Annotated in this window: 20 protein-coding genes and 1 pseudogene; 13 read left to right on the top strand and 8 right to left on the bottom strand. The window is 68.7% G+C overall.

Features of this window, described 5'->3' with window-relative positions; all coding sequences use genetic code 11:
- Nucleotides 1–297: 297 nt before the first annotated feature.
- Both FKO37_RS43885 and FKO37_RS43880 read right to left on the bottom strand, forming a co-directional pair.
- Nucleotides 298–2,292, bottom strand: a complete 1,995-nt coding sequence (locus FKO37_RS43885) for a hypothetical protein (protein ID WP_238608441.1) — start codon at nt 2,290–2,292, stop codon at nt 298–300.
- A gap of 105 nt (nt 2,293–2,397) precedes the next feature.
- Nucleotides 2,398–2,847 carry an ArsI/CadI family heavy metal resistance metalloenzyme gene (locus FKO37_RS43880; RefSeq protein WP_037818266.1) on the bottom strand — a complete coding sequence of 150 codons (450 nt, stop codon included), beginning with the start codon at nt 2,845–2,847 and terminating at the stop codon, nt 2,398–2,400.
- 80 nt (nt 2,848–2,927) lie between these two features.
- On the opposite strand from FKO37_RS43880, the gene FKO37_RS43875 reads away from it, so the two are divergent.
- From FKO37_RS43875 to FKO37_RS43855, 5 genes are read left to right on the top strand one after another with little or no spacing between them, the layout of a single operon-like run.
- The gene (locus FKO37_RS43875; protein ID WP_134732824.1) at nt 2,928–3,290 is read left to right on the top strand and encodes a helix-turn-helix transcriptional regulator; all 363 of its coding nucleotides are present in this window, start codon (nt 2,928–2,930) and stop codon (nt 3,288–3,290) included.
- Nucleotides 3,287–4,351, top strand: a complete 1,065-nt coding sequence (gene arsB, locus FKO37_RS43870; RefSeq protein WP_134732822.1) for an ACR3 family arsenite efflux transporter — start codon at nt 3,287–3,289, stop codon at nt 4,349–4,351. Before FKO37_RS43875 ends, arsB begins: the two co-directional genes overlap by 4 nt.
- Nucleotides 4,348–4,746 carry an arsenate reductase ArsC gene (locus FKO37_RS43865; RefSeq protein ID WP_238608440.1) on the top strand — a complete coding sequence of 133 codons (399 nt, stop codon included), beginning with the start codon at nt 4,348–4,350 and terminating at the stop codon, nt 4,744–4,746. The genes arsB and FKO37_RS43865 overlap by 4 nt, the downstream gene beginning before the upstream one ends.
- Nucleotides 4,747–4,789: 43 nt before the next feature.
- Complete coding sequence (locus tag FKO37_RS43860) at nt 4,790–5,122, top strand: helix-turn-helix transcriptional regulator (protein WP_037818270.1); 333 nt, start codon at nt 4,790–4,792, stop codon at nt 5,120–5,122.
- Nucleotides 5,119–5,811 (top strand): methyltransferase domain-containing protein, encoded by a 693-nt coding sequence (locus tag FKO37_RS43855; protein WP_238608439.1) that lies wholly within the window; start codon nt 5,119–5,121, stop codon nt 5,809–5,811. The genes FKO37_RS43860 and FKO37_RS43855 overlap by 4 nt, the downstream gene beginning before the upstream one ends.
- Here the strand turns inward: FKO37_RS43855 and FKO37_RS43850 are convergent.
- The gene (locus tag FKO37_RS43850) at nt 5,805–6,614 is read right to left on the bottom strand and encodes a LysR family transcriptional regulator (RefSeq protein ID WP_238608438.1); all 810 of its coding nucleotides are present in this window, start codon (nt 6,612–6,614) and stop codon (nt 5,805–5,807) included. The genes FKO37_RS43855 and FKO37_RS43850 overlap by 7 nt on opposite strands.
- On the opposite strand from FKO37_RS43850, the pseudogene FKO37_RS43845 reads away from it, so the two are divergent.
- Nucleotides 6,596–7,441: pseudogene (locus FKO37_RS43845) on the top strand (aminotransferase class I/II-fold pyridoxal phosphate-dependent enzyme); the annotation flags it as partial. The gene FKO37_RS43850 and the pseudogene FKO37_RS43845 overlap by 19 nt on opposite strands.
- Before the next feature lie 60 nt (nt 7,442–7,501).
- On the opposite strand, the gene glnA reads toward FKO37_RS43845, so the two are convergent.
- The gene (glnA, locus tag FKO37_RS43840) at nt 7,502–8,926 is read right to left on the bottom strand and encodes a type I glutamate--ammonia ligase (RefSeq protein WP_037818277.1); all 1,425 of its coding nucleotides are present in this window, start codon (nt 8,924–8,926) and stop codon (nt 7,502–7,504) included.
- A gap of 172 nt (nt 8,927–9,098) precedes the next feature.
- Here glnA and FKO37_RS43835 point away from each other — a divergent pair, with 172 nt between their 5' ends.
- On the top strand, nt 9,099–9,587 hold the full coding sequence (locus FKO37_RS43835; RefSeq protein WP_037818278.1) for an RDD family protein: 489 nt from the start codon (nt 9,099–9,101) through the stop codon (nt 9,585–9,587).
- A gap of 58 nt (nt 9,588–9,645) precedes the next feature.
- Here FKO37_RS43835 and FKO37_RS43830 read toward each other — a convergent pair whose 3' ends face one another.
- Nucleotides 9,646–10,374: a DUF4191 domain-containing protein gene (locus tag FKO37_RS43830; protein ID WP_134669710.1), complete on the bottom strand. Its 729-nt coding sequence runs from the start codon at nt 10,372–10,374 to the stop codon at nt 9,646–9,648.
- A 64-nt stretch (nt 10,375–10,438) separates the two neighbouring features.
- Here FKO37_RS43830 and FKO37_RS43825 point away from each other — a divergent pair, with 64 nt between their 5' ends.
- From FKO37_RS43825 to FKO37_RS43800, 6 genes are all read left to right on the top strand, one after another.
- The gene (locus FKO37_RS43825; RefSeq protein WP_238608437.1) at nt 10,439–12,538 is read left to right on the top strand and encodes an ATP-dependent DNA helicase UvrD2; all 2,100 of its coding nucleotides are present in this window, start codon (nt 10,439–10,441) and stop codon (nt 12,536–12,538) included.
- A 210-nt stretch (nt 12,539–12,748) separates the two neighbouring features.
- Nucleotides 12,749–13,027 carry a hypothetical protein gene (locus FKO37_RS43820; protein WP_134732811.1) on the top strand — a complete coding sequence of 93 codons (279 nt, stop codon included), beginning with the start codon at nt 12,749–12,751 and terminating at the stop codon, nt 13,025–13,027.
- Between the two features lie 153 nt (nt 13,028–13,180).
- Complete coding sequence (locus tag FKO37_RS43815) at nt 13,181–13,528, top strand: WhiB family transcriptional regulator (protein WP_037818282.1); 348 nt, start codon at nt 13,181–13,183, stop codon at nt 13,526–13,528.
- Nucleotides 13,525–13,788, top strand: coding sequence for a hypothetical protein (locus tag FKO37_RS43810; RefSeq protein WP_037818283.1), 264 nt, complete (start codon nt 13,525–13,527; stop codon nt 13,786–13,788). The genes FKO37_RS43815 and FKO37_RS43810 overlap by 4 nt, the downstream gene beginning before the upstream one ends.
- 677 nt (nt 13,789–14,465) lie before the next feature.
- The gene (locus tag FKO37_RS43805) at nt 14,466–15,554 is read left to right on the top strand and encodes a methyltransferase domain-containing protein (protein WP_238608436.1); all 1,089 of its coding nucleotides are present in this window, start codon (nt 14,466–14,468) and stop codon (nt 15,552–15,554) included.
- Complete coding sequence (locus FKO37_RS43800; protein WP_134669703.1) at nt 15,551–15,733, top strand: hypothetical protein; 183 nt, start codon at nt 15,551–15,553, stop codon at nt 15,731–15,733. The genes FKO37_RS43805 and FKO37_RS43800 overlap by 4 nt, the downstream gene beginning before the upstream one ends.
- 148 nt (nt 15,734–15,881) lie before the next feature.
- On the opposite strand, the gene FKO37_RS43795 is transcribed toward FKO37_RS43800, so the two are convergent.
- The 3 genes from FKO37_RS43795 to FKO37_RS43785 all read right to left on the bottom strand — a co-directional run bounded on the left by FKO37_RS43795 (nt 15,882) and on the right by FKO37_RS43785 (nt 19,401).
- Entirely contained in the window at nt 15,882–16,820 is a 939-nt protein-coding gene (locus FKO37_RS43795) for a hypothetical protein (protein WP_134669701.1), read from the bottom strand.
- A 90-nt stretch (nt 16,821–16,910) separates the two neighbouring features.
- The gene (locus FKO37_RS43790; protein ID WP_134732809.1) at nt 16,911–18,254 is read right to left on the bottom strand and encodes an AarF/ABC1/UbiB kinase family protein; all 1,344 of its coding nucleotides are present in this window, start codon (nt 18,252–18,254) and stop codon (nt 16,911–16,913) included.
- A 61-nt stretch (nt 18,255–18,315) separates the two neighbouring features.
- Nucleotides 18,316–19,401: a ThiF family adenylyltransferase gene (locus FKO37_RS43785; RefSeq protein WP_051172157.1), complete on the bottom strand. Its 1,086-nt coding sequence runs from the start codon at nt 19,399–19,401 to the stop codon at nt 18,316–18,318.
- Nucleotides 19,402–19,411 lie beyond the last annotated feature (10 nt).

Here is a 19,411-nt window from a genome sequence, read left to right as displayed (position 1 = left end):
GTACTTGTCTGCCTCTCTGGTAGGCGTCGTTGCCATCCCATCACCGGCCAGGGGCTGCTCGCCGCCCCCTGTCGACAGTCTCGGAAGAAGTGATTTCTCATTAACATAACGGCGCCGGACAGCTGGTGGCAAGAGGTGTCGCCGCTCCGGATCAACGACCGGCCGGGGGCGCTCGCTGGCACCGGCATCAGCGGATGCGGTCCGGATCATGGGCGCGGATCGGTCGGGCGCGCAGGCAGGAGCCCCGGACGTCGGTCCGGGCCAGTCAGGACAGCCGGGGTGCTCGCCCGCGTGGGCTCAGCGCCGCTTCTTGCGCGATTTGTTCGAAGACCGGGAAACCCCGGCCAGCGGATGCGCGGTCGAGTGTCCAGGCCGCGGCCGGGCGAACACCTCGCGAAGCTCCGCCAAGCCCGTCTCGTCGGGATGGCCGCAGGCGAGCACGTTCGCGGTCAAGCCGCGAACCTCGTCGGGCGGGATCGTGGCGAGAGTGTCGGAGACCGCCTCGGGGCCGCCGGTTTCGAGCAGGTGAATGAAGTGCTCGGCCATGCCGCGCAGTGCTTCCTGTTCGCCGAGGTCCTCCATCGGGAACTCGCCGTCGTCGATGAGGAGTTGCACGGCGATGGGTCCGAGCTGCCGGTCGTGGCTCAGTTCCCGCAGCACCGCGGTGCCGTCGGGAAGAGCCTGGACCGTCACGTCGAGCATCGCTCGCGCGCGCGTGCGGAACGGGCTGCGGCGGACTGCGTTCAGCAGGAGCGGCAGCGCGAGTCGCCGTCCTCCGCACGCGGCCATCCAGTTGGTCAATTCCGCTTTCGCGGCCTCCGGCGGGTAGTGCTCGGAGAGCAAGCCGAGCAACCCGGCGGGTTCGGCGTCGGACAGCTCCCCGATCAGCGGGGCGTGGCGGCCTTCGGCGACCATGCGGGCGCGGACCGCCCGAGCCGCCAACGGAGTCAGGCTCACCAGGTCGGTGCTTTCGCCGGAAAGCGCGGTCCGCAGGCGGGCATCGGTGTCCGGCGGAAACCCGGCGGGCCCGTCCGGGCCGAGATCGGCGCGGAAAATCGGATCGGGCGCACCGGTCGTGAGCGTGACCGCGCCGAAGTCCGCGAGCGTGGCGAACACCCGGCGCAGATCGGCGCCGATTCCGTGACGCGTCTCCGGATCGTCCGGGTCCTCAAGCCAGACGGCTTCGAGGAAGGACAGCCAGACGGTTTCCTCGAGCCGGACCACCGGCATCGGTTCGGGAAAGCCGTAAAGAGTGTTGAGCACGTCCGGCAGCACGATGTCGATGATTTCGCCGAACAGCACGGTGTACTGCGGCACCCAGCGTCCTTGCACGACGAGTTCGGGGGAGGGCAGTGCGTCGAACGCCGCGATCCAGAGAGCGAGACTGTCCCGGAGCAGCCGCGCGTTCTTCGCGACGCGCACCAGCTTGCCCTTGACCGCCCGGACGACGCGGATCTCTTTCGCCAGCTCGACCAGTCCGGCCAGCACGGGCAGGTCGGCGCTGCTCTGGGTCCGGAAAACCCGGTCGCCGATCGTCGGATCGATCCGGTCGCCAGTGCCCAGCAGGTCCACCAGCTCGCGCGCATCGGCCAGTTTCAGCTGGCCGGTCGAGGTCAGCGCCCGGCCGTCGCCGACCCATTCGACCAGTGCGCGCAACCGGGCGACGACCGGTGTCCGCTCGGCTGCCTCCGCGAGCTCCGCGTCCGGCGGAAGCGACACCGGCAGCTGCGGCACCGCACGTTCAGGCTGGCCGCCGTCGAGGAGGTGCCGGGCGGCGATCTCTTCGAGCACTGCTTCGTCGAAGTCGACGTTCCCCGCACGAACTTCGTTGAGAAAACGTTCCATGGCAGCGTTGTCCGTGGGATCGATGCCCTGCCGGAGCGCGTTCATGACCCAGAACTTGGCCACGCCGAAGTTCCGTTCGTCGGCCATCGCCGCGGCGAATCCGTAGCTGGCGTTCACCGCCGCGGCGTCGAGGTCGGTCAGCGGATCACCCGTGGGGTCGGCGAGTTCATTCGCGTGCAGCCAGCGCAGGAACAGCCGCAGATCTTCCGGGACGCCGGCCGCGTCCTCGGGAGCGGCCGACAGCGTCCGAGGCGTGTAGGACAACAGGAATTCCGCGACCAGACCTGTCGTCCAGTAGCCCAGCCGACCGTCGATGCTGTGGTGCCGGAAGTTCAGCGCCGATTCCACTGTCAGCGGATCGACGTGCTCGTCATCGGCCGCGCAGCGCCGGACCAGCAGGGCCTTGGCCGCCTCGAACGCGTCGGCGTCCTCGGGTGCGAAATACATGCGCACGGTGGGTTTACCGTCCTTGCCGGTCCGAAGCGGGCACGTTGGCAGCGTAGGGCGTGCCTGTCCGTGCCCGCGAAGCACCGTGGAACGCGCCACCGGTTGTCAGGCGCAACAACCCTCTGGCTTGGCCGCCTCATCGGACGTGCAGCACGTGGCGAGCGCGGCACTGTCGGAGCCGTACGTCTGGGAATCCGCCTTGACGGTGTAGACCTCCCAAGGCTCTTGCCCGGGACCGTGCACCCACACCTTGTCCTGCACGGCGTAGCAGCAGGTGGTGTTGTCCTCGGTCAGTGTCTCCAGGCCTTCTCCGGTGAGCCGCTTGCTGGCCTCGTTGACGTCGTCGGTTGATTCGACCTCGACGCCGAGGTGGTCCAGGACGGTGTTCTGTCCCGGTTCGCCTTCCAGCAGCACGAGCTTGAGCGCGGGCTCCGCGACGGCGAAGTTGGCGTAACCCGGCCGGAGCTTGGCCGGTTCGACGCCGAACAGCTTTGAGTAGAAGTCGATCGAACCAGCCAGGTCACCGACCCGCAGGGCGAGCTGAACTCGAGACATCGGCACTCCTTGAATAGATGGTTGTCGAAACAGGATGGACCTAGATTGCTGTCTATCTAGAGATCTGTCAAGATAGACGCATGTCGAAGCAAATCCTGCTGGCGGCGATCAGCGCGTGCTGTACCCCGTTGGCGCGCGAACCGCTGTCCGAGGATCAGGCCGCGGAGTTGTCGAAGCTGTTCAAGGCGATGTCCGACCCGGTGCGGCTGCGGCTGCTGTCGCTGATCGCGTCCCACGCGGGCGGGGAAGCGTGCGTCTGCGACCTGACCGACGCGTTTGACCTGACCGGTCCCACGATCTCCCATCACCTGAAGGTGCTGCGCGAATCCGGCTTGATCACGGGGGAGCGGCGCGGCACCTGGGTCTACTACCGCGTCCACCCGGAAGTCCTCGCCCGGCTCTCGGCCGTGCTCGTCCCGAGCGACGCGGAGGCTAGGGCATGACGGCGGAAACCGGCGTCGTCGGCAAACTGTCCACTTTGGACCGGTTCCTCCCGGTGTGGATCGCCGCCGCGATGGTGCTCGGGCTGCTGGCCGGCCGGTGGATTCCGGGGCTGAACACCGTGTTGTCCGCGGTGGAGGTCGACGGGATCTCGCTGCCGATCGCGGTCGGGCTGCTCGTGATGATGTACCCGGTGCTGGCGAAAGTCCGCTACGACCGGCTCGGCAGCGTGACCGCCGACCGGCGGCTGCTGTGGCCGTCGCTGGTGCTGAACTGGCTGATCGGCCCGGCGCTGATGTTCGCGCTCGCCTGGCTGCTGCTGCCCGACCTGCCGGAATACCGGACCGGGCTGATCATCGTCGGCCTCGCCCGCTGCATCGCGATGGTGATCATCTGGAACGACCTCGCCTGCGGCGACCGGGAAGCCGCCGCCGTGCTGGTCGCGCTCAACTCGGTGTTCCAGGTCGTCATGTTCGGCGTCCTCGGCTGGTTCTACCTCGCCGTGCTGCCCGGATGGCTCGGCCTGCCGCAAGCCGATCTGAGCGTTTCCGCGTGGCAGATCGCCAAGAGCGTGCTGGTGTTCCTGGGCATCCCGCTGCTCGCCGGCTACCTTTCCCGGCGGCTGGGCGAGCGCGCGAAGGGCCGCACGTGGTACGAATCCCGTTTCCTGCCGAAGGTCGGCCCGGTCGCACTGTACGGGCTGCTGTTCACCATCGTGGTCCTGTTCGCGTTGCAGGGAGACCAGATCACCAGCCGCCCGCTCGACGTCGCCCGGATCGCACTGCCGCTGTTGGTCTACTTCGGACTCATGTGGGCGGGCTCCTACGCACTCGGCAAGGCGGTCGGCCTGTCGTACGAGCGGACCACAACCCTGGCGTTCACCGCGGCGGGCAACAACTTCGAGCTCGCCATCGCGGTCGCGATCGCGACGTTCGGCGCCACGAGCGGACAAGCGCTCGCCGGAGTGGTCGGGCCGCTCATCGAAGTGCCGGTCCTTGTCGCGCTGGTCTACGTGTCTCTCGCGCTTCGCCGCCGATTCGCGACCGCGGCGGTTGCGTCATGAGCGTCCCCGAAGTGCTTTTCGTGTGCGTGCACAACGCCGGGCGTTCACAGATGGCGGCCGGGTTGCTGCACCATCACGCGCGCGGCAAGGTCGTCGTCCGGTCCGCCGGATCCGCGCCGGCCGACACGGTCAACCCCGCCGTCGTCGCGGTCATGGCCGAACTCGGCATCGACCTGTCCCGCGAATTTCCCAAGCCCTTGACCGTCGAGGGCGTCCAGTCGGCGGACGTCGTCATCACCATGGGCTGCGGCGACGCCTGCCCGGTCTTCCCCGGAAAGCGCTACCTGGACTGGCAGCTCGACGACCCGGCAGGCCTCCCGGCCGAGCAGGTCCGGCCCATCCGCGACGAGATCGACCGCCGAGTCCGGGCGTTGCTCGCCGAACTAGCCAACTGAGCCCTTCATCGTCTATCGTCGATGGACGATGAAGGGAGTTGCCGTGTTGGACCGAGCCGAGGCGGAGACCTACGCCGGATGGTTCCGCGCGCTCGCGGATCCGACGCGCGTCCAAATCCTGCACCTGATCGCCTCCGCGGATCGCCCGCTGTCGGTCGGCGAAATCGTCGAGCAGGTAAGCGTGAGCCAATCGACCGTCTCAGCGCATCTGAAGATCCTCACCGAAGCTCGGTTCGTCCTCGTGCAGCCGCACGGCACCGCCCGGCTGTACCGGGTGAACGAGCGGTGTTTGTCCTGCTTCCCCAGCGCGGCCGACGTCGTCATGGGCCGCGCCGCCGTCCCCTTCGCCGACATCGCTTGCGAGGTACCGAGATGAGTCCAGATCAGGACGCGGTCCGGGAACGCTACGCCAACGCCGCACGACGAGCGCTGGCCGGCGAAGCCACCGGGGAACTCGGCGCACTGCATTACGCCGGGGAAGACGTCCCCGAAACCGTGGCAGCCACCAGTCTCGGCTGCGGAAACCCGCTCGCCGTCGCCGACCTGCGCCCCGGCGAAACTGTCCTCGACCTCGGCTCCGGTGGCGGCCTGGATGTCCTGCTTTCCGCGCGGCGTGTTGGACCCGCCGGCCGCGCCATCGGCCTCGACATGACCGACGAAATGCTAGCTCTCGCCCGAGGACAGGCCGCGGAGGCGGAGGTCGCGAATGTCGAGTTCGTCAAAGGCGCGGTCGAAGCGATTCCCTTGCCGGACAACACTGTCGACGTCGTGATCTCCAACTGCGTCATCGCCCTGTCGCCGGACAAACCGGCTGTCTTCGCGGGAGTCGCGCGCGTGCTGCGTCCCGGCGGCCGCCTCGGCGTGACCGACCTCCTCGCCGAGGAAACGCTGACCGCGGCGGAGCGCGCAGCCGCCGACGAGGAATGCCTCGGCGGAGCACTGACGGCGGACGATTACCGAGCCTTGCTCCACGCTGCGGGTCTCGTGGACGTGGACATCCGGCGTACGCACGAGGTCGGAAACAAGCTGTACTCGGCGATCATCCGCGCCAGCAAGCCTCACTGACGAAGCAGCGGCCCCACTCCCGGAACCTGGGTGATTTCGTCCGCGAGAAAGTCCCGCAAAAGCCGCACCCGCGTCAGCTCCGCCCGCTCCGGCACGACGAGAAGATTCACCGGCACCGGCGCGCAACCGTACCCAGGCAGCACCGCCCGCAGTGCTCCGTCGCGCAGAAGGTCGTCCACCAGCCACCGCGGTACGGGCGCGATTCCGCGGCCAGCAACGAGCGCTTCCCGAGCCGCGAGACCGTGATCGACCCGAAGCCGAGGCGTGAAGGTCGCGACGTGCTCCGTGCCTTGTTCGTCGATCAGCGTCAACTCGCCGCTCTTGGCGACGCTGGTCCGGCGAATCACGTCGTGCGACGAGAGTTCCTCCGGCGACTCAGGCGTTCCGCGCCGCGCGAGATAGTCGGGTGACGCGACCAGAATCTGATGCGCCATCCCGAGCGGACGCAGGCGCAGTTCGCTGTCCGGCTGCGGCCCGAGCTGAATCGCGATGTCCACGCCGTCGCGGACCAGGTCGGAGCGTTCGTCGGTGAGGGCGAAGTCGACGCGAATGTCTGGATAGCGATCCTGGAAGCCGAAGATCAACCGGCTCAGGTGCATCACCCCGAAGAAGGCCGAACAGGAGATCCGCACCTTCCCGGACGCGCCGGTCTTGGCGTCTTCGACCTCCTGTTGAGCCTGCTCGACCAGCCGGAGGATCTCCGTGGCGCGGGCGTAATAGCGGCGGCCCTCGTCGGTCAGCGAAATGCTCCTGGTGGTGCGGCTGAACACGGAGACCCCGAGCGACAATCCTCTATTCCTCATGCTTCGACGCGAACGGCGGCGTATTCGCCACTCTGCTAGACCAACCCGACGCGGTATTCTCCGACGCTCTCAACCACGCCTCAATCATCGACGGCATCAGACTTTCCAAGGCGCGCCGCCACCGCTACCGCACCCTGGCCGAGCTAGAAACCCAACTGGCGACCACTGCCGCCCGCCGCCGACTCATCGTCACTGACGGCGTCTTCTCCATGGACGGCTCCATCGCCCCGCTGCGAGAAATCTGCGACCTAGCCGATAAACACGACTGCCTGGTCATGGTCGACGACTCACACGCCACCGGTATCCTCGGCGAGACCGGAGCCGGAACCCCCGAACTCCTAGGCGTACGCGACCGAGTCGACATCGTCACCGGCACCCTGGGCAAAGCCCTCGGCGGCGCGTCCGGCGGTTTTGTCAGCGCCCATGCCGAAATCGTGGACCTGCTGCGGCAGCGCTCCCGCCCGTACCTGTTCTCCAACGCCCTCCCACCCGCGATCGTCGCAGGCACCCTCGCCGCCTTAGACCTCGCCGACCCCTCCCGCCGCGCGGCGCTCCACCGCAACACGGCCGCCTTCCGCTCTCGGATGAGCCAGGCAGGCTTCCACCTACTGCCCGGCGAACACCCCATCGTGCCGGTGATGTTCGGCGACGCAGCCGAGGCCGTCCGCATGGCCGAACGGATGTTGCGGTCAGGCATGTACGTGACGGCCTTCAGCTACCCGGTGGTGCCGCTGGGGGAGGCCCGCATCCGGGTGCAGATCTCGTCGGAACACTCCCTCGACGACCTGGACCGCTGCGTCGCCGCTTTCATCGCCGCCCGCGGCTGACAAACGCGAATGGCCCGTCAGCACGATGCTGACGGGCCATTCGAGGAGTGCGAGTTCAGATCATACGTCGTAGTACAGCGAGAACTCGTACGGGTGCGGACGAAGCCGCAGCGGGTCGATTTCGTTCTCGCGCTTGTACTGGATCCACGTCTCGATCACGTCGGGCGTGAAGACGCCGCCCTCGAGCAGGTAGTCGTGGTCCTGCTCCAGGGTGTCCAGCACGGTGCCCAGGTCGCCCGGGACCAGCTTGACGTTCTTGGCCTCCTCGGGCGGCAGCTCGTAGAGGTCCTTGTCGATCGGCTCCGGCGGCTCGATCTTGTTCTTGATGCCGTCGAGCCCGGCCATCATCATCGCGGAGAACGCGAGGTACGGGTTGCCCGACGAGTCCGGGCAACGGAACTCGGCGCGCTTGGCTTTCGCGTTGTTGCCGGTGATCGGGATGCGGACGCACGCGGAGCGGTTGCGCTGCGAGTACACCAGCGAAACCGGGGCCTCGAAGCCCGGCACCAGGCGGTGGTAGGAGTTCACCGTCGGGTTGGTGAACGCCAGCAGGCTTGGCGCGTGCTTGAGCAGGCCGCCGATGTAGTGGCGCGCCGTGTCGGACAGGCCCGCGTAGCCGGACTCGTCGTGGAACAGCGGCTGGCCGTCCTTCCACAGCGACTGGTGGCAGTGCATGCCCGAGCCGTTGTCGCCGGCGAGCGGCTTCGGCATGAACGTCGCGGTCTTGCCCGCGGCGAACACGGTGTTCTTCACGATGTACTTGAACAGCTGCAGGTCGTCGGCAGCGTGCAGCAGCGTGTTGAACTTGTAGTTGATCTCCGTCTGGCCTGCGGTGCCCACCTCGTGGTGCGCGCGCTCGATCTCGAAGCCGGAGTTCGTCAGCGTGCGGACGATGTCGTCGCGCAGGTCGGCGAAGTGGTCGACCGGCGGGACGGGGAAGTATCCGCCCTTGAACTTCGTCTTGTAGCCCTGGTTCCCGCCCTCGGTGTCGGCACCGGTGTTCCACCAGCCCTCGACCGAGTCGATCTCGTGGAACGACAGGTGCTCGGCGTCCTCGAAGCGGACCGAGTCGAAGATGTAGAACTCCGCCTCGGGACCGAAGAAGACGTTGTCGGCGACGCCGTACTCCGCGATGTACTGCTCGGCCTTGCGCGCGATGTTGCGCGGGTCGCGGCTGTAGGCCTCGCGGGTGAACGGGTCGTGCACGAAGAAGTTCAGCGAGAGCGTCTTCGCCTTGCGGAACGGGTCGATCCGCGCCGTCTCGGGGTCCGGCAGCAGCAGCATGTCGGACTCGTGGATCGACTGGAAGCCGCGCACCGAGGAGCCGTCGAAGGCGAGACCCTCTTCGTACGCCTCCAGGTCGAACGCCTTGGCCGGCACCGTGAAGTGCTGCATGACGCCCGGCAGGTCGCAGAACCTGACGTCGATCGACTCGACCTTCTCGTCGGCGATGAGGCGCTGAATGTCGTCTGGAGTAGTGGGCACCCTCGGTGACTCCTTCTCGTTCGTTACCGGCGGCTGTACTCTCTTCGGCTCACGCTAAGAGGGCGGTGTTGCCCGACCGTCACCCGAATGTTTCGCGGGTGTTAACGGGCCGCCGTCACTGCCCAGTCGACCAGGCCGGATGTGGTCCGCGCCACCGGCATACCCTGGACGGGTGGCGAGATGGACGGGTGAATGGCTGCCGGGCACGGGCGACGGCTCCACCGCGGCGGGCCCGCGCGAGGCCCCGAAGTGGCGCGGCGAGTCGATGGGCCTGCCCGAATCGGGCGTCGGCGCGGTCGCGGGCGGCGGCCCGCGCTTCCTCGCGCTCGTGCTCGACCTGGTGCTCGCCTCCCTGATCACGGCCCTGTTCGTGCGCTACGACCTGCAGAACGCCGCCGCGATGCAGACGTTCAACCTCTGGGCGGGCGCGGTCTGGGCGGTCATTACGGTCATCCCGGTCACGTTCTTCGGCTTCACCCCCGGCATGGCGGCCCTCGGCATCCGGGTGGCGCGCCTGGACGGGGCGGCGATGGTCGGCGCGTGGCGCGCGCTGGTGCGGATGGTGCTCACGGTGCTGCTGCTCCCGCCGCTGGTGCGCAACGCCGACGGCCGCAACTGGCTCGACCGCGTCACCAACACCGTCGTCATCCGGATGCGCTGACCCCTGGACGCGAAGAACCCCCGGCCGCGGCGGACCGGGGGTTCTCAGTAACCAAGTGTCAGCGACGGCGGATGGTGCGCTGCACGTTCCGCATCTTCGCGCCCGCGGGCATCGGGCCCTTCGGCATCGCGGCGCCGCGCGAGCCGAGCGCGGCCAGCTTCGCCTCGAGGGCGTCGATCTGGGCCGGCTTGAGGTTGCGCGGCAGCTTCGTCAGGTGCGACTGCAGCTTCTTGAGGGGGACCTGCTTCTCCTCGTGCCCGATCGTCACGTCGTAGATCGGGGTGTCGCCGACCAGCCGCGACACGCGCTTCTTCTCCTGCGCGAGCAGGCTCTTCACCCGGTGCGGCGCGCCTTCGGCCACGAGGATCACGCCGGGGTGGCCGAGCACGCGGTGGACGGCGTCGAGCTGGGTCGTCGCGGCGACGGTCGGCGTGACCTTCCACTTGCCGCGCATGTTCTCCAGCGCCCAGGCTCCCGCGCCGGGCTGGCCGTCGGCCTTGCCGTAGACCGTGCGCTGCACGCGCCTGCCGAAGATGATCACGGCGAGCAGGATGCCGAGCACGATGCCCAGCGGCAGCAGCGTCCACTGGATGCCGAAGATGAGCCCGATGCAAAACAGCACACCGGCGACGACCACGATCGAACCGACCATCCAGGGGATGAGCATCGGGTCTTCGCGGCGCTGCATCTTGAACGCCTCGAACAGCTGGCCGCGCCGGGCCTTGCTCGCAGCGCGCTTTTCCCGCTTGGCCTGCTTGGCCGCTTCCTTGTCCTGCTTGCCCGCCATATGACCAGGATACGGCCGCGTGCCCGGCCGGGAATCCGTCGGCCCCCTCTGCGAGGATCGCGGGGTGGCCATCGCATCGTCTCCCCAGAGCCGGCAGAGCCGCGCGAGCCTGCTCGACGGGCTTGATCCCGAGCAGCGCGCCGCCGCGGCGGCCCCCCGCGGCCCGGTGTGCGTCCTCGCCGGCGCGGGCACCGGAAAGACCCGGACGATCACGCACCGCATCGCCCACCTGGTCCGATCGGGCCATGTCGCGGCCGGACAGGTACTGGCCGTCACCTTCACGACGCGAGCGGCGGGGGAGATGCGCACCCGGCTGCGCGGCCTCGGGGTCGACGCGGCGCAGGCGCTGACGTTCCACGCCGCCGCCCGCCGTCAGCTCCGCTACTTCTGGCCGCGCGTCGTCGGCGACCGGCCGTGGGACCTGATCGACAACAAGTTCCGGCTCGTCGCCCAGGCCGCCCAGCGCGTCCGGCTGAGCACCGAGACCGAGGTGCTGCGCGACCTGGCGAGCGAGATCGAGTGGAGCAAGGCGTCGCTCGTCTCGCCGGACGACTACCCGACGGTCGCCGCGCGGATGCAGCGCGACACCCCCGCGCCGGTCGCGCAGGTCGCCGAGGTCTACCGCTGGTACGAGGAGCTGAAGACGAACGCGCAGGTCCTCGACTTCGACGACCTGCTCCTGCAGACCACCGCGGTGCTGGAACGGCACGAGGCGGTCGCGACCGAGTTCCGCGACCGGTACCGCTGCTTCGTGGTCGACGAGTACCAGGACGTCACGCCACTGCAGCAGCGGCTGCTCGACGCGTGGCTCGGCGGCCGCGACGACCTCACCGTCGTCGGCGACGCCAACCAGACCATTTACTCCTTCGGCGGCGCCTCGCCGAAGTCGCTGCTGGAGTTCACGCGGCGGTTCCCGGAGGCGACCGTCGTGCGTCTCGAACGCGACTACCGGTCCACGCCGCAGGTCGTCGCGCTCGCGAACCGCGTGATCGGCGCCGCGCGCGGACGTCCGGCCGGGTCGCGGCTGAAGCTCATCGGGCAGCGTCCGGAGGGGCCGGACCCGCGGTTCGCCGAGTACGAGGACGAGGCCGCCGAGGCCAGCGCGGTCGCGCGGCGGGTCCGCGAACTGCTCGACGCGGACGTGCCGGCGAGCGAGATCGCGATCCTGTTCCGGGTGAACGCGCAGTCCGAGGCGTATGAGCAGGCGCTCACCGAAGCCGGGATCCCGTACCTGGTCCGCGGCGGCGAGCGGTTCTTCCAGCGCACCGAGGTGCGGCAGGCGATGGCGGCGTTGCGCACGGCGTCGATGGACCCGACCTCGCTGGAGCTGGTCACCGCGGTGCGCTCGGTGCTCGCGCGGGTCGGGCTCACCGAGCAGCCGCCGTCGGGCGGAGCGGCGAAGGAGCGGTGGGACGCGCTGCTCGCGCTGGTGGAGCTGGCCGAGGAGCTGGCGGCGGCGGTCGAGGACGCGGATTTGCCGCGCTTCGTCGCGGAGCTCGAACAGCGCGCGGCGGCGCAGCACCCGCCGACCGTCGAGGGCGTCACGCTCGCGTCGCTGCACGCGGCGAAGGGGCTCGAGTGGGACGCGGTGTTCCTCGTCGGGCTGTCCGAGGGCACGATGCCGATCTTGCACGCGGACGGCGACGACGCGGCGATCGAAGAGGAACGACGGCTGTTCTACGTCGGCGTCACGCGGGCTCGGGAGCATCTGTCGCTGTCGTGGTCGCTGTCGCGCGGACAGGGCAGGGGACGCAACCGGCGCCGCTCGCGGTTCCTGTACGGGCTGATCCCGGAGGACCACCCGGCAGCGCGCATCGCCCGATCGCAGCAGACGGCGAAGCCGGGGTCGAACGTCGCCCGCTGCCGGCTGTGCGGCGGTCCGCTGGTGCAGACCATGGAGGTCAAGCTCGGCCGGTGCGGGAAGTGCCCGTCCACAGTGGATGAGGATCTGCTGGAGAAGCTGAAGACGTGGCGCGGGGAGCGTTCGCGGGAGCTGAAGGTCCCGGCGTTCGTCGTGTTCACTGACGCGACGCTGATGGCGATCGCCGAACAACGGCCGACCGACGACGGCGCGCTGGTGTCGATCTCCGGGATCGGCGCGACGAAGCTCGAGCGGTTCGGCGCCGAGGTGCTCGACGTGGTCCGGTCGTCGATGCGATCTTGACCGCGTCTTCGCGGTGATCGATGCGGCGAACCTGCAGCTCGGAGGCGATCTTCAGCTTTTCGGCAGAGATTTGGGAAAATAAGTTGCCCCGGTTGCGCCGGGGCGCATAACCTGCGTAGGCACCCGGGCGAGAGCCCGGTCTGGGGAAGAACACACGACGGCTGCCGCTTCGAGCGGCGCAGTCCGAGAGAGAAAGGCGGTGCCGGTGAAATGATCAGCAATCTGATGCAGACGAACCCTGGCACCGGTCTGTCTCTCTGCATGACCGTTGACGCCCCGCGCCAGGGCACCGGTGTGTCCACGTTCGCGCACATCGACGGAACGCGTCGTCACATCGACGGATTGCGTCGCATCGAGCGCAACGGGGCCCCGGTCGGCATCACTCTCGCGAGCGCCGCCGTTGTTGCCGCGTACCCGCAGGTTGATGTCGATCTGCCGACCATCAAGCAGTTCCGTGTTCCGTTGTCGATACGGGAGCGAAGTTCCTGACCTGACGTCAGGACTCAAGGCTCACGAAGGCCGCGGAACCGGTAACCGGATCCGCGGCCTTCGTGTTTTTTTGGCTGCACAACAAGAAGGAACAAGTTGTCCAGTTCGATCGCCCACCGCCACACCACCACCGCATCGCAAAGGAGCACGGAAATGTCATCCGCCATCGCCCTCGCCGAGGGCCCCTTAGCCGAAGGGTTCGACATCGGCGACCTGCTCGAAGGGGTCGCCGAGCCGGAACTCCCCTGCCGCTCGCGAGACGCGGACCTCTGGTTCGCCGAATCGCCCGCGGAACTCGAGCGGGCCAAGGCGTTCTGCGCCGCCTGCCCGGTCCGCGAGGCCTGCCTCGCGGGTGCACTCGCCCGGCGTGAGCCGTGGGGTGTCTGGGGAGGGGAGATCTTCGAGCGCGGCGCGGTGATCGCACGCAAGCGGCCCCGTGGCCGTCCGCGCAAGAACGCCGCCCTCGAACCCGCCGCAGCAGCACGGAGCGCAGCCGCATGACCGTCGACCTCATCACCACGCGCGATTTCGAGGCCCGCACCGGAAAACCGGTCCGCGTTCAGCCGAAACCCAAGCAGAACAAGTCTCAGGAGACCACGAAGATGTTGCTTCACGAAGAACTGTCCCGAGCGCGAATACGCGACCTGATAACCGAACATGAAGCCCAACGCCCGTGGCGCCAAGCGCGAGCCGCGCGCCGCTGGTCGCGGGTAGCCCGCTGGGCGGCCAGCCGCGCGGAGCGTTACCAACCACCCAATTAATACGGACGGCCTGGTCAGGCAAGCCCGGGTTATGGCCCGACTCCTTGCCTGACCGGCCGCTTCGTGCCGGAGCCCCGTCTTCATGCGGGTGCCCCGGCGCGCCGCCATGTCCGGGAACGCTGGTGCCCGCCTCCATTCGCGAGCCCCGGCATCCCGCCTTGTCCGGGAGCTCCGGTGTCCGCTTCCGGGAGCCTCGGTGGTCTGCCTTCGTCCGGGTGCCCCGGTGTCCGCTTCCGGGAGCCTCGGTGGTCTGCCTTCGTCCGGGTGCCCCGGTGTCCGCTTCCGGGAGCCTCGGTGGTCTGCCTTCGTCCGGGTGCCCCGGTGTCCGCTTCCGGGAGCCTCGGTGGTCTGCCTTCGTCCGGGTGCCCCGGTGTCCGCTTCCGGGAGCCTCGGCGGTCCGCCTTCGTCCGGGAGCCCGGTGCCCGCCGCCAGGATTGCCTCCAGTCCTGCCCGGCGGGCCCCAGTCGCCCGGACTCCGACCTCGCCGATTTCGGCTGCCCTGCCTCAGGCCGGGCAGCGCATGTTCTTGTCGCCTGATCACCCAGCAGTTGGGTGATCAGGCGACCCATCACGTGCGACCGGTTCCGCCGCGATCTCTTCGCTGAAACGAGCCTGGAAGGTCCGTCGGGGGACAGTCCAGGCTCGTTCTCGCGCGCGGACCGGTGTTCAATGACCCCGTGTCCGGACATACGCACGACCACATCGACTGGGCTGACCGGCTGGTACTCCTCCGCGCAGCCGACACTCTCGACGCTCCCGCCCACGCCGTCATCGCCGCGCGTCTGGTGGCGAAACTCCCCGCCAACCCGACGGTGATCGACCTGGGCTGCGGAGCCGGCGGCATGAGCACCCACTTCGCCCAAGCCCTGGCCACCCAAGGCGGCGGCACGATCATCCTGGTCGACGCGACACCCGAATTGCTCCACGAGGCCGAGCGCGCCGTACGTGCCGCTGCCGATGCCGCGCAGGCCAACCCCAGGGATGGCTCAACGCAGTCGCGCAACGGCCGCGTGCCCGACGGCAGCGCCGAGCCATCGAACGGCCACCTCGCAGCAGCCGAGGGCACCGCGCCGCCGGTCGAGGGCCTCGCTCCGGCATCCGGGGACACCGCACCGACAGCCGAGGACAGCGCTTCGGCCATCGGCGACATCGCATCGACAGCCGAGGGCACCGCACCGACCATCGAGGTTCGTGCGGTAGTCGCCGACCTCGCCGACGGTGCCCTGCCCGATTTGCTGCCTGCCGCGGATCTCGTATGGGCATCGCGTGTCGTGCATCATCTTCCGGACCAGCAGGCTGCGATTGGCACGCTTACCGCGGTCGCGCGGGTTGGCGGCGTGGTCGCGCTGGCTGAGGGTGGGTTGTCTTTTTCTTGCCTCCCTTGGGATCTAGGGCTCGGACGGCCCGGTCTGGAGGATCGGTTGCAGGCGGCGCAGGCGGAATGGTTCGTTGGAATGCGCGAGGGCATCGACGGTGCTGTGCCGATGCCCTACGGCTGGCCGCTCGCGCTCGAACACGCCGGACTCGCTGACGTCAGCTCCTTCAGCGCGCTCGTGGACCACCCCGCGCCTGGTCCGGACGGTCTCGCTGATTACGTGCACCACCACCTTTCCCGTCTCGCAACGCACGGGGCTGACCATCTCTCTGACGAAGACCGCGCGACGCTGGCAGCCCTTCTCGATCCGGACAGCGCTCACTACCTCGGCCACCGCCGCGACCTCTACCTGCTCGGTGCCCGCACCGTGCACCACGGACGCCGACCGTGACCGCGCCTGACCCCACGTGCTCGCGGTGCGGCCGGGCACGCTCCGCCGAAACCGATCCGCTCGCGACCTTGGCCTGGGTGAGCACCAAGGAGAACGGGCAACAGCGCTGGCTCTGTCCGGACTGCGCGCGCAACCACGTCCGGGACATCGAAGGCAAGCTGCCCGACGAGTACTGGTGACTGGACCGCGTGCGCGATTCGGTCTGGGAGGCGGATCGCGTGACGAGCGTTCGTGCCCGAGTCGCGGGCGACCATGTTCGGAGCGCTGAGGTCAGGCCTCCTGCCGAGTGCCGGTAATCGGTGTTCGTGTTCGGGCGTCAGGTTCGGGTCATGCGGCATTTCCTGTCTTGTAGACGGCGCGCACTTTCGGGCGGGGCGTGCGTGCGGCGTGGCGGTAGGCGTTGAGGAGTTCTGTGCTCATCTCCTCTGGGGATTCCCGGAGTTGTCGTGGGGTGCACCGAAACAGCACGGTGCCGGTCGCGGCTAAAGCCAGGTGGCTGAAGTCTTCTGGGCCCGCGGCGGTGCGGTAGCGCCAGGCCAAGCCGATCTCGTCCCACCAAGCGTCTGCGGTGCCTAGGCGGCGGCCGCGGCGGTCGCAGACTGCGACGTTCCATTGCGGGGTGGGCAGCGGGGTTCGTTGAAGGACCCGGAGTGCTTGCCCGTGCGCGAAGGTTTCTTGGTCGTCGAGGTTGCGCAGGACATTGCGTACGGCGGCTGAACCGCGCTGGTTTCCGGTGTTCAATTCGGTCGTCAGCTCGGCGCGGTCGGCCAAGCCCCAATACAGCGGCAGCGACACCAGCCTCGCGATCTCGTCCGGATCGTTCTCCCGCCGGGCCAGGTCGAGGGCGGCGCGGGCGGCGCTTGCGTAGGGCAGGCCGTCGATCTGGATTGCTTTGGGCATTCGTGCGGTGCGGTAGGTGATGACGCTCGGTTCGTTGGCCGGCCTTCGGTTGTGTGGCACCAAAAGGTGGATCTCCGGAGTCCGCGGATGGCTGATTCCGTGTGCGCACAACGCATCCGTGCCGGTGATGATGGTTCCGCGTCCGTACCGGGCGACGGCTGCGTGCAGGAGTTCCTCGCGGCTCGGAGGTTTGTCGTGCACGAGATATACGCCGGAATACACCTGTCGCCACGGCCCGCCCGGGCCGGAGAGCTGTGCGGCTCTTCGGTCGGAAATTCCGGCGACGCGCAGGTGCCGTCTGTGGAGTACGCCGTGGGAAACCAGATCACCGAAAGCGAGGGAGTCAGTGCTTGTTGTAGTCGTCATACATCGAGAATGACGCCTTGATCAACTCCGCGAAACCACCCTGCGCAATCTGTGGACAACTCGGTGTTGTCGCCTTCCCTTGTGGATAACTCAGGCGGCGAACCCGGGCTGCCACCGTTCCACGATGCCGCGAGCGGGGATCTCGGCGTCGAGCTGGCAGAGGATGCCCGTCGAGCCCGCGGTGACCCGGTGGATCATCAGGTACTCCGGCGGCAGGTTCAGCGAGCGGCCGACGTGGAAGTCGTTGCCGCGCGAGTCGCCGACGCGGCCCGCCTGTCGCTGCATCCAGCGGCGCGTGAAGTGGAACGTCGGCTCGGCCAGTGGCTCGGTGAACGGCGCGAGATAGGCCAGGACCTCGTCCGCTTCCAGCGACGAATCTGCCCGCACGAAACGGTTCTCGCGCAGCAGCCGCATCAGTTCGTCGGAGTGGCCGTCCAGGGCCAGCCGCGTGATTTCGCCCAGGTGGCGCGGGATTCCGTGCGGCAGTTTCGCGACGCCGCCGAAGTCGATCACGCACAGCCTGCCGTCGCTGGTGAGCATGAAGTTGCCGGGGTGCGGGTCGGAATGCAGCAGATGTGCCCGCGCCGGCGACGAGTAGTGGAACTCCGCGAGCAGTCGCCCGGCCAGGTTGCGGGTGGCCGGGTCGCCGTCCGAGATGATCTTGGCCAGCGGCGTGCCGGTGGCCCACTCGCTGACCACGACCTTCGGCGCGCTCGCCACGACGCGCGGGATCAGGAATTCGGGGTCGCCCTCGAACGCCTTCGCGAACGCGCGCTGGTTGTCGGCCTCGGCGAGGTAGTCGAGCTCCTCGTCCATCCGCTCGGCCAGCTCCGTGAGCAGCGGTTTCACGTCGGTTCCCGGGATGAAGGCCTGGAACAGCCTGCTGAAGCGCTGCAGCTGGCGCAGGTCGCTGCGCAGCGCCTCGTCCGCGCCCGGGTACTGGACCTTGACCGCGACCTCGCGACCGTCGTGCCAGGTCGCGCGGTGCACCTGGCCGATGCTCGCCGCAGCGGCGGGCTCGTCGTCGAAGTGCGAGAAGCGGCCGACCCATGACCGGCCCAGCTGCTCGGCGAGCACGCGGTGGGTCTGCCTGGCTGGCATCGGCGGAGCGGCCGACTGCAGCTTCGTGAGCGCTTCCCGGTACGGCTGCGCCATGTCGTCCGGCACCGCGGCCTCGAACACGCTCAGCGCCTGCCCGAACTTCATCGCGCCGCCCTTGAGCGTGCCCAGCACCTCGAACAGCTGCTCTGCGGCCTTGGCCGAGAGCGTCGCGCTCACCTGCTCAGCGCTCTGCCCCGCCAGCCGCTTGCCCCAGCCGCCCACCGCTCGTCCGGCGATGCCGAGCGGAAGGCTCGCCAGCTTCGCGGTACGGGCAGCGCCGCGGCGCGGCATGGCGGAATCGCGGTCTCCGGCGCGGTCGCGAAAGTCGGTCACTCTGCGATTCTGCCTTGGCAAGCACGACGCTCGCAGCCCGCTGACGGCACCCAGGTGTGTCCTACGTCTCTTGCAGCACCTCCTCGGAAGCCTCCTCCGCCGCTTCGAGAGCGTCCTCGACGGGAACTGGCGCACCGCAGCCGCAGTCCGGGTGCGGTTCCCAGATCCGGCGGTGGAGTTTTCCGTCGAAGTTGTCGATCTCGAGCGTGGCGTTCCAAGCCGGCGGCGGGGTTTCGCTCGGCGACAGCAGCCGCATCGCTTGGGCGACGGCGAGCGAGGCGCACGCCTGCACAGCACCGAGATCAGCCCTGGGTACCCGGCCTACCAGCTGCGTCGCGATCCTCGGCCACGACAGATCCGCGTCGGTCCGGTGCAGGTCACAGCAGCGGAGGCAGGCACTGCGGCCAGGCACCACGAGCGGCCCGACGATGCCCGTGCCCTCGCACACCCGGACCGGCAGGTGCGTGGTGCCCGAATCGACCAGCTCGGCCACCTCCTCCGGCGGCGGGACAAGGGTGTCGGTGAGCAGCACGAGGTCGGGGAGGCGGCGCTGGTTGCGAGCGGTGGTGACGTCGGGCGCGACCCGGGCGACGACGTTCCGTATCGCGCGTTGCCTGGGTTGGCCCAGCTCAGCGGGGGTGAACCCGGAACCGAGATCGGCTTCGGAGACCGTGCCGGACGCACGGATGTCGAGGTGCCCGACTCCGGACGTCGCGAGCAGCGCGGCGACTGCCACGGCGATCCGTCCGCTGCCGTGGACCGCGATGAGGCTCTGCCAGCGACGATCTGTGAGGGCTGGCTGGTAGTGCCGGGCACGCAGCGACCACAAGCCGGTCTCGACCCGTTTCGCCTCCTTCTTCGCCGCTTCGGTGACCAACCCGAGCGCGGACAGCTGTTTCAGCAGCAGATGGAACTGGTCCCGGTGTTCGCCTACAGCGAGCAGGACGTCCTCGAGCCCACGCCGTCCGTCGAGCCTGCGGACGCTGTCGACGATCGCCGGTGGCAGGCCGTTGGCGATGATGCCGTGGCGGCGGTCGAGGCCGAACTGGATCTCGTTGTCGTCGCGTTCGAGCACGTGGAGGCCCGGAAGCAACGTCGGGTACGCCGGGAGGAGCACGTCCGGCGGCGGAACACTGGACAGGGTCATGTGGTCAGCT

Origin of the sequence: Amycolatopsis sp. Poz14 (assembly GCF_006704225.1) — a bacterium.
In the GTDB taxonomy this organism is placed as follows: domain Bacteria; phylum Actinomycetota; class Actinomycetes; order Mycobacteriales; family Pseudonocardiaceae; genus Amycolatopsis; species Amycolatopsis nivea.
Note: the sequence above shows the minus strand (reverse complement) of the source record. Positions and strands in the feature narration are given on the sequence as shown.

What these genes read in the sequence shown, in the direction of transcription:
- FKO37_RS43880 (WP_037818266.1), bottom strand. Translation starts at nt 2,847, where the DNA reads ATGTCTCGAGTTCAGCTCGCCCTGCGGGTCGGTGACCTGGCTGGTTCG.
- FKO37_RS43875 (WP_134732824.1), top strand. Translation starts at nt 2,928, where the DNA reads ATGTCGAAGCAAATCCTGCTGGCGGCGATCAGCGCGTGCTGTACCCCG.
- FKO37_RS43865 (WP_238608440.1), top strand. Translation starts at nt 4,348, where the DNA reads ATGAGCGTCCCCGAAGTGCTTTTCGTGTGCGTGCACAACGCCGGGCGT.
- arsB (WP_134732822.1), top strand. Translation starts at nt 3,287, where the DNA reads ATGACGGCGGAAACCGGCGTCGTCGGCAAACTGTCCACTTTGGACCGG.
- FKO37_RS43820 (WP_134732811.1), top strand. Translation starts at nt 12,749, where the DNA reads ATGATCAGCAATCTGATGCAGACGAACCCTGGCACCGGTCTGTCTCTC.
- FKO37_RS43785 (WP_051172157.1), bottom strand. Translation starts at nt 19,401, where the DNA reads ATGACCCTGTCCAGTGTTCCGCCGCCGGACGTGCTCCTCCCGGCGTAC.
- FKO37_RS43855 (WP_238608439.1), top strand. Translation starts at nt 5,119, where the DNA reads ATGAGTCCAGATCAGGACGCGGTCCGGGAACGCTACGCCAACGCCGCA.
- FKO37_RS43830 (WP_134669710.1), bottom strand. Translation starts at nt 10,374, where the DNA reads ATGGCGGGCAAGCAGGACAAGGAAGCGGCCAAGCAGGCCAAGCGGGAA.
- FKO37_RS43795 (WP_134669701.1), bottom strand. Translation starts at nt 16,820, where the DNA reads ATGACGACTACAACAAGCACTGACTCCCTCGCTTTCGGTGATCTGGTT.
- FKO37_RS43885 (WP_238608441.1), bottom strand. Translation starts at nt 2,292, where the DNA reads ATGTATTTCGCACCCGAGGACGCCGACGCGTTCGAGGCGGCCAAGGCC.
- FKO37_RS43850 (WP_238608438.1), bottom strand. Translation starts at nt 6,614, where the DNA reads ATGAGGAATAGAGGATTGTCGCTCGGGGTCTCCGTGTTCAGCCGCACC.
- FKO37_RS43815 (WP_037818282.1), top strand. Translation starts at nt 13,181, where the DNA reads ATGTCATCCGCCATCGCCCTCGCCGAGGGCCCCTTAGCCGAAGGGTTC.
- FKO37_RS43810 (WP_037818283.1), top strand. Translation starts at nt 13,525, where the DNA reads ATGACCGTCGACCTCATCACCACGCGCGATTTCGAGGCCCGCACCGGA.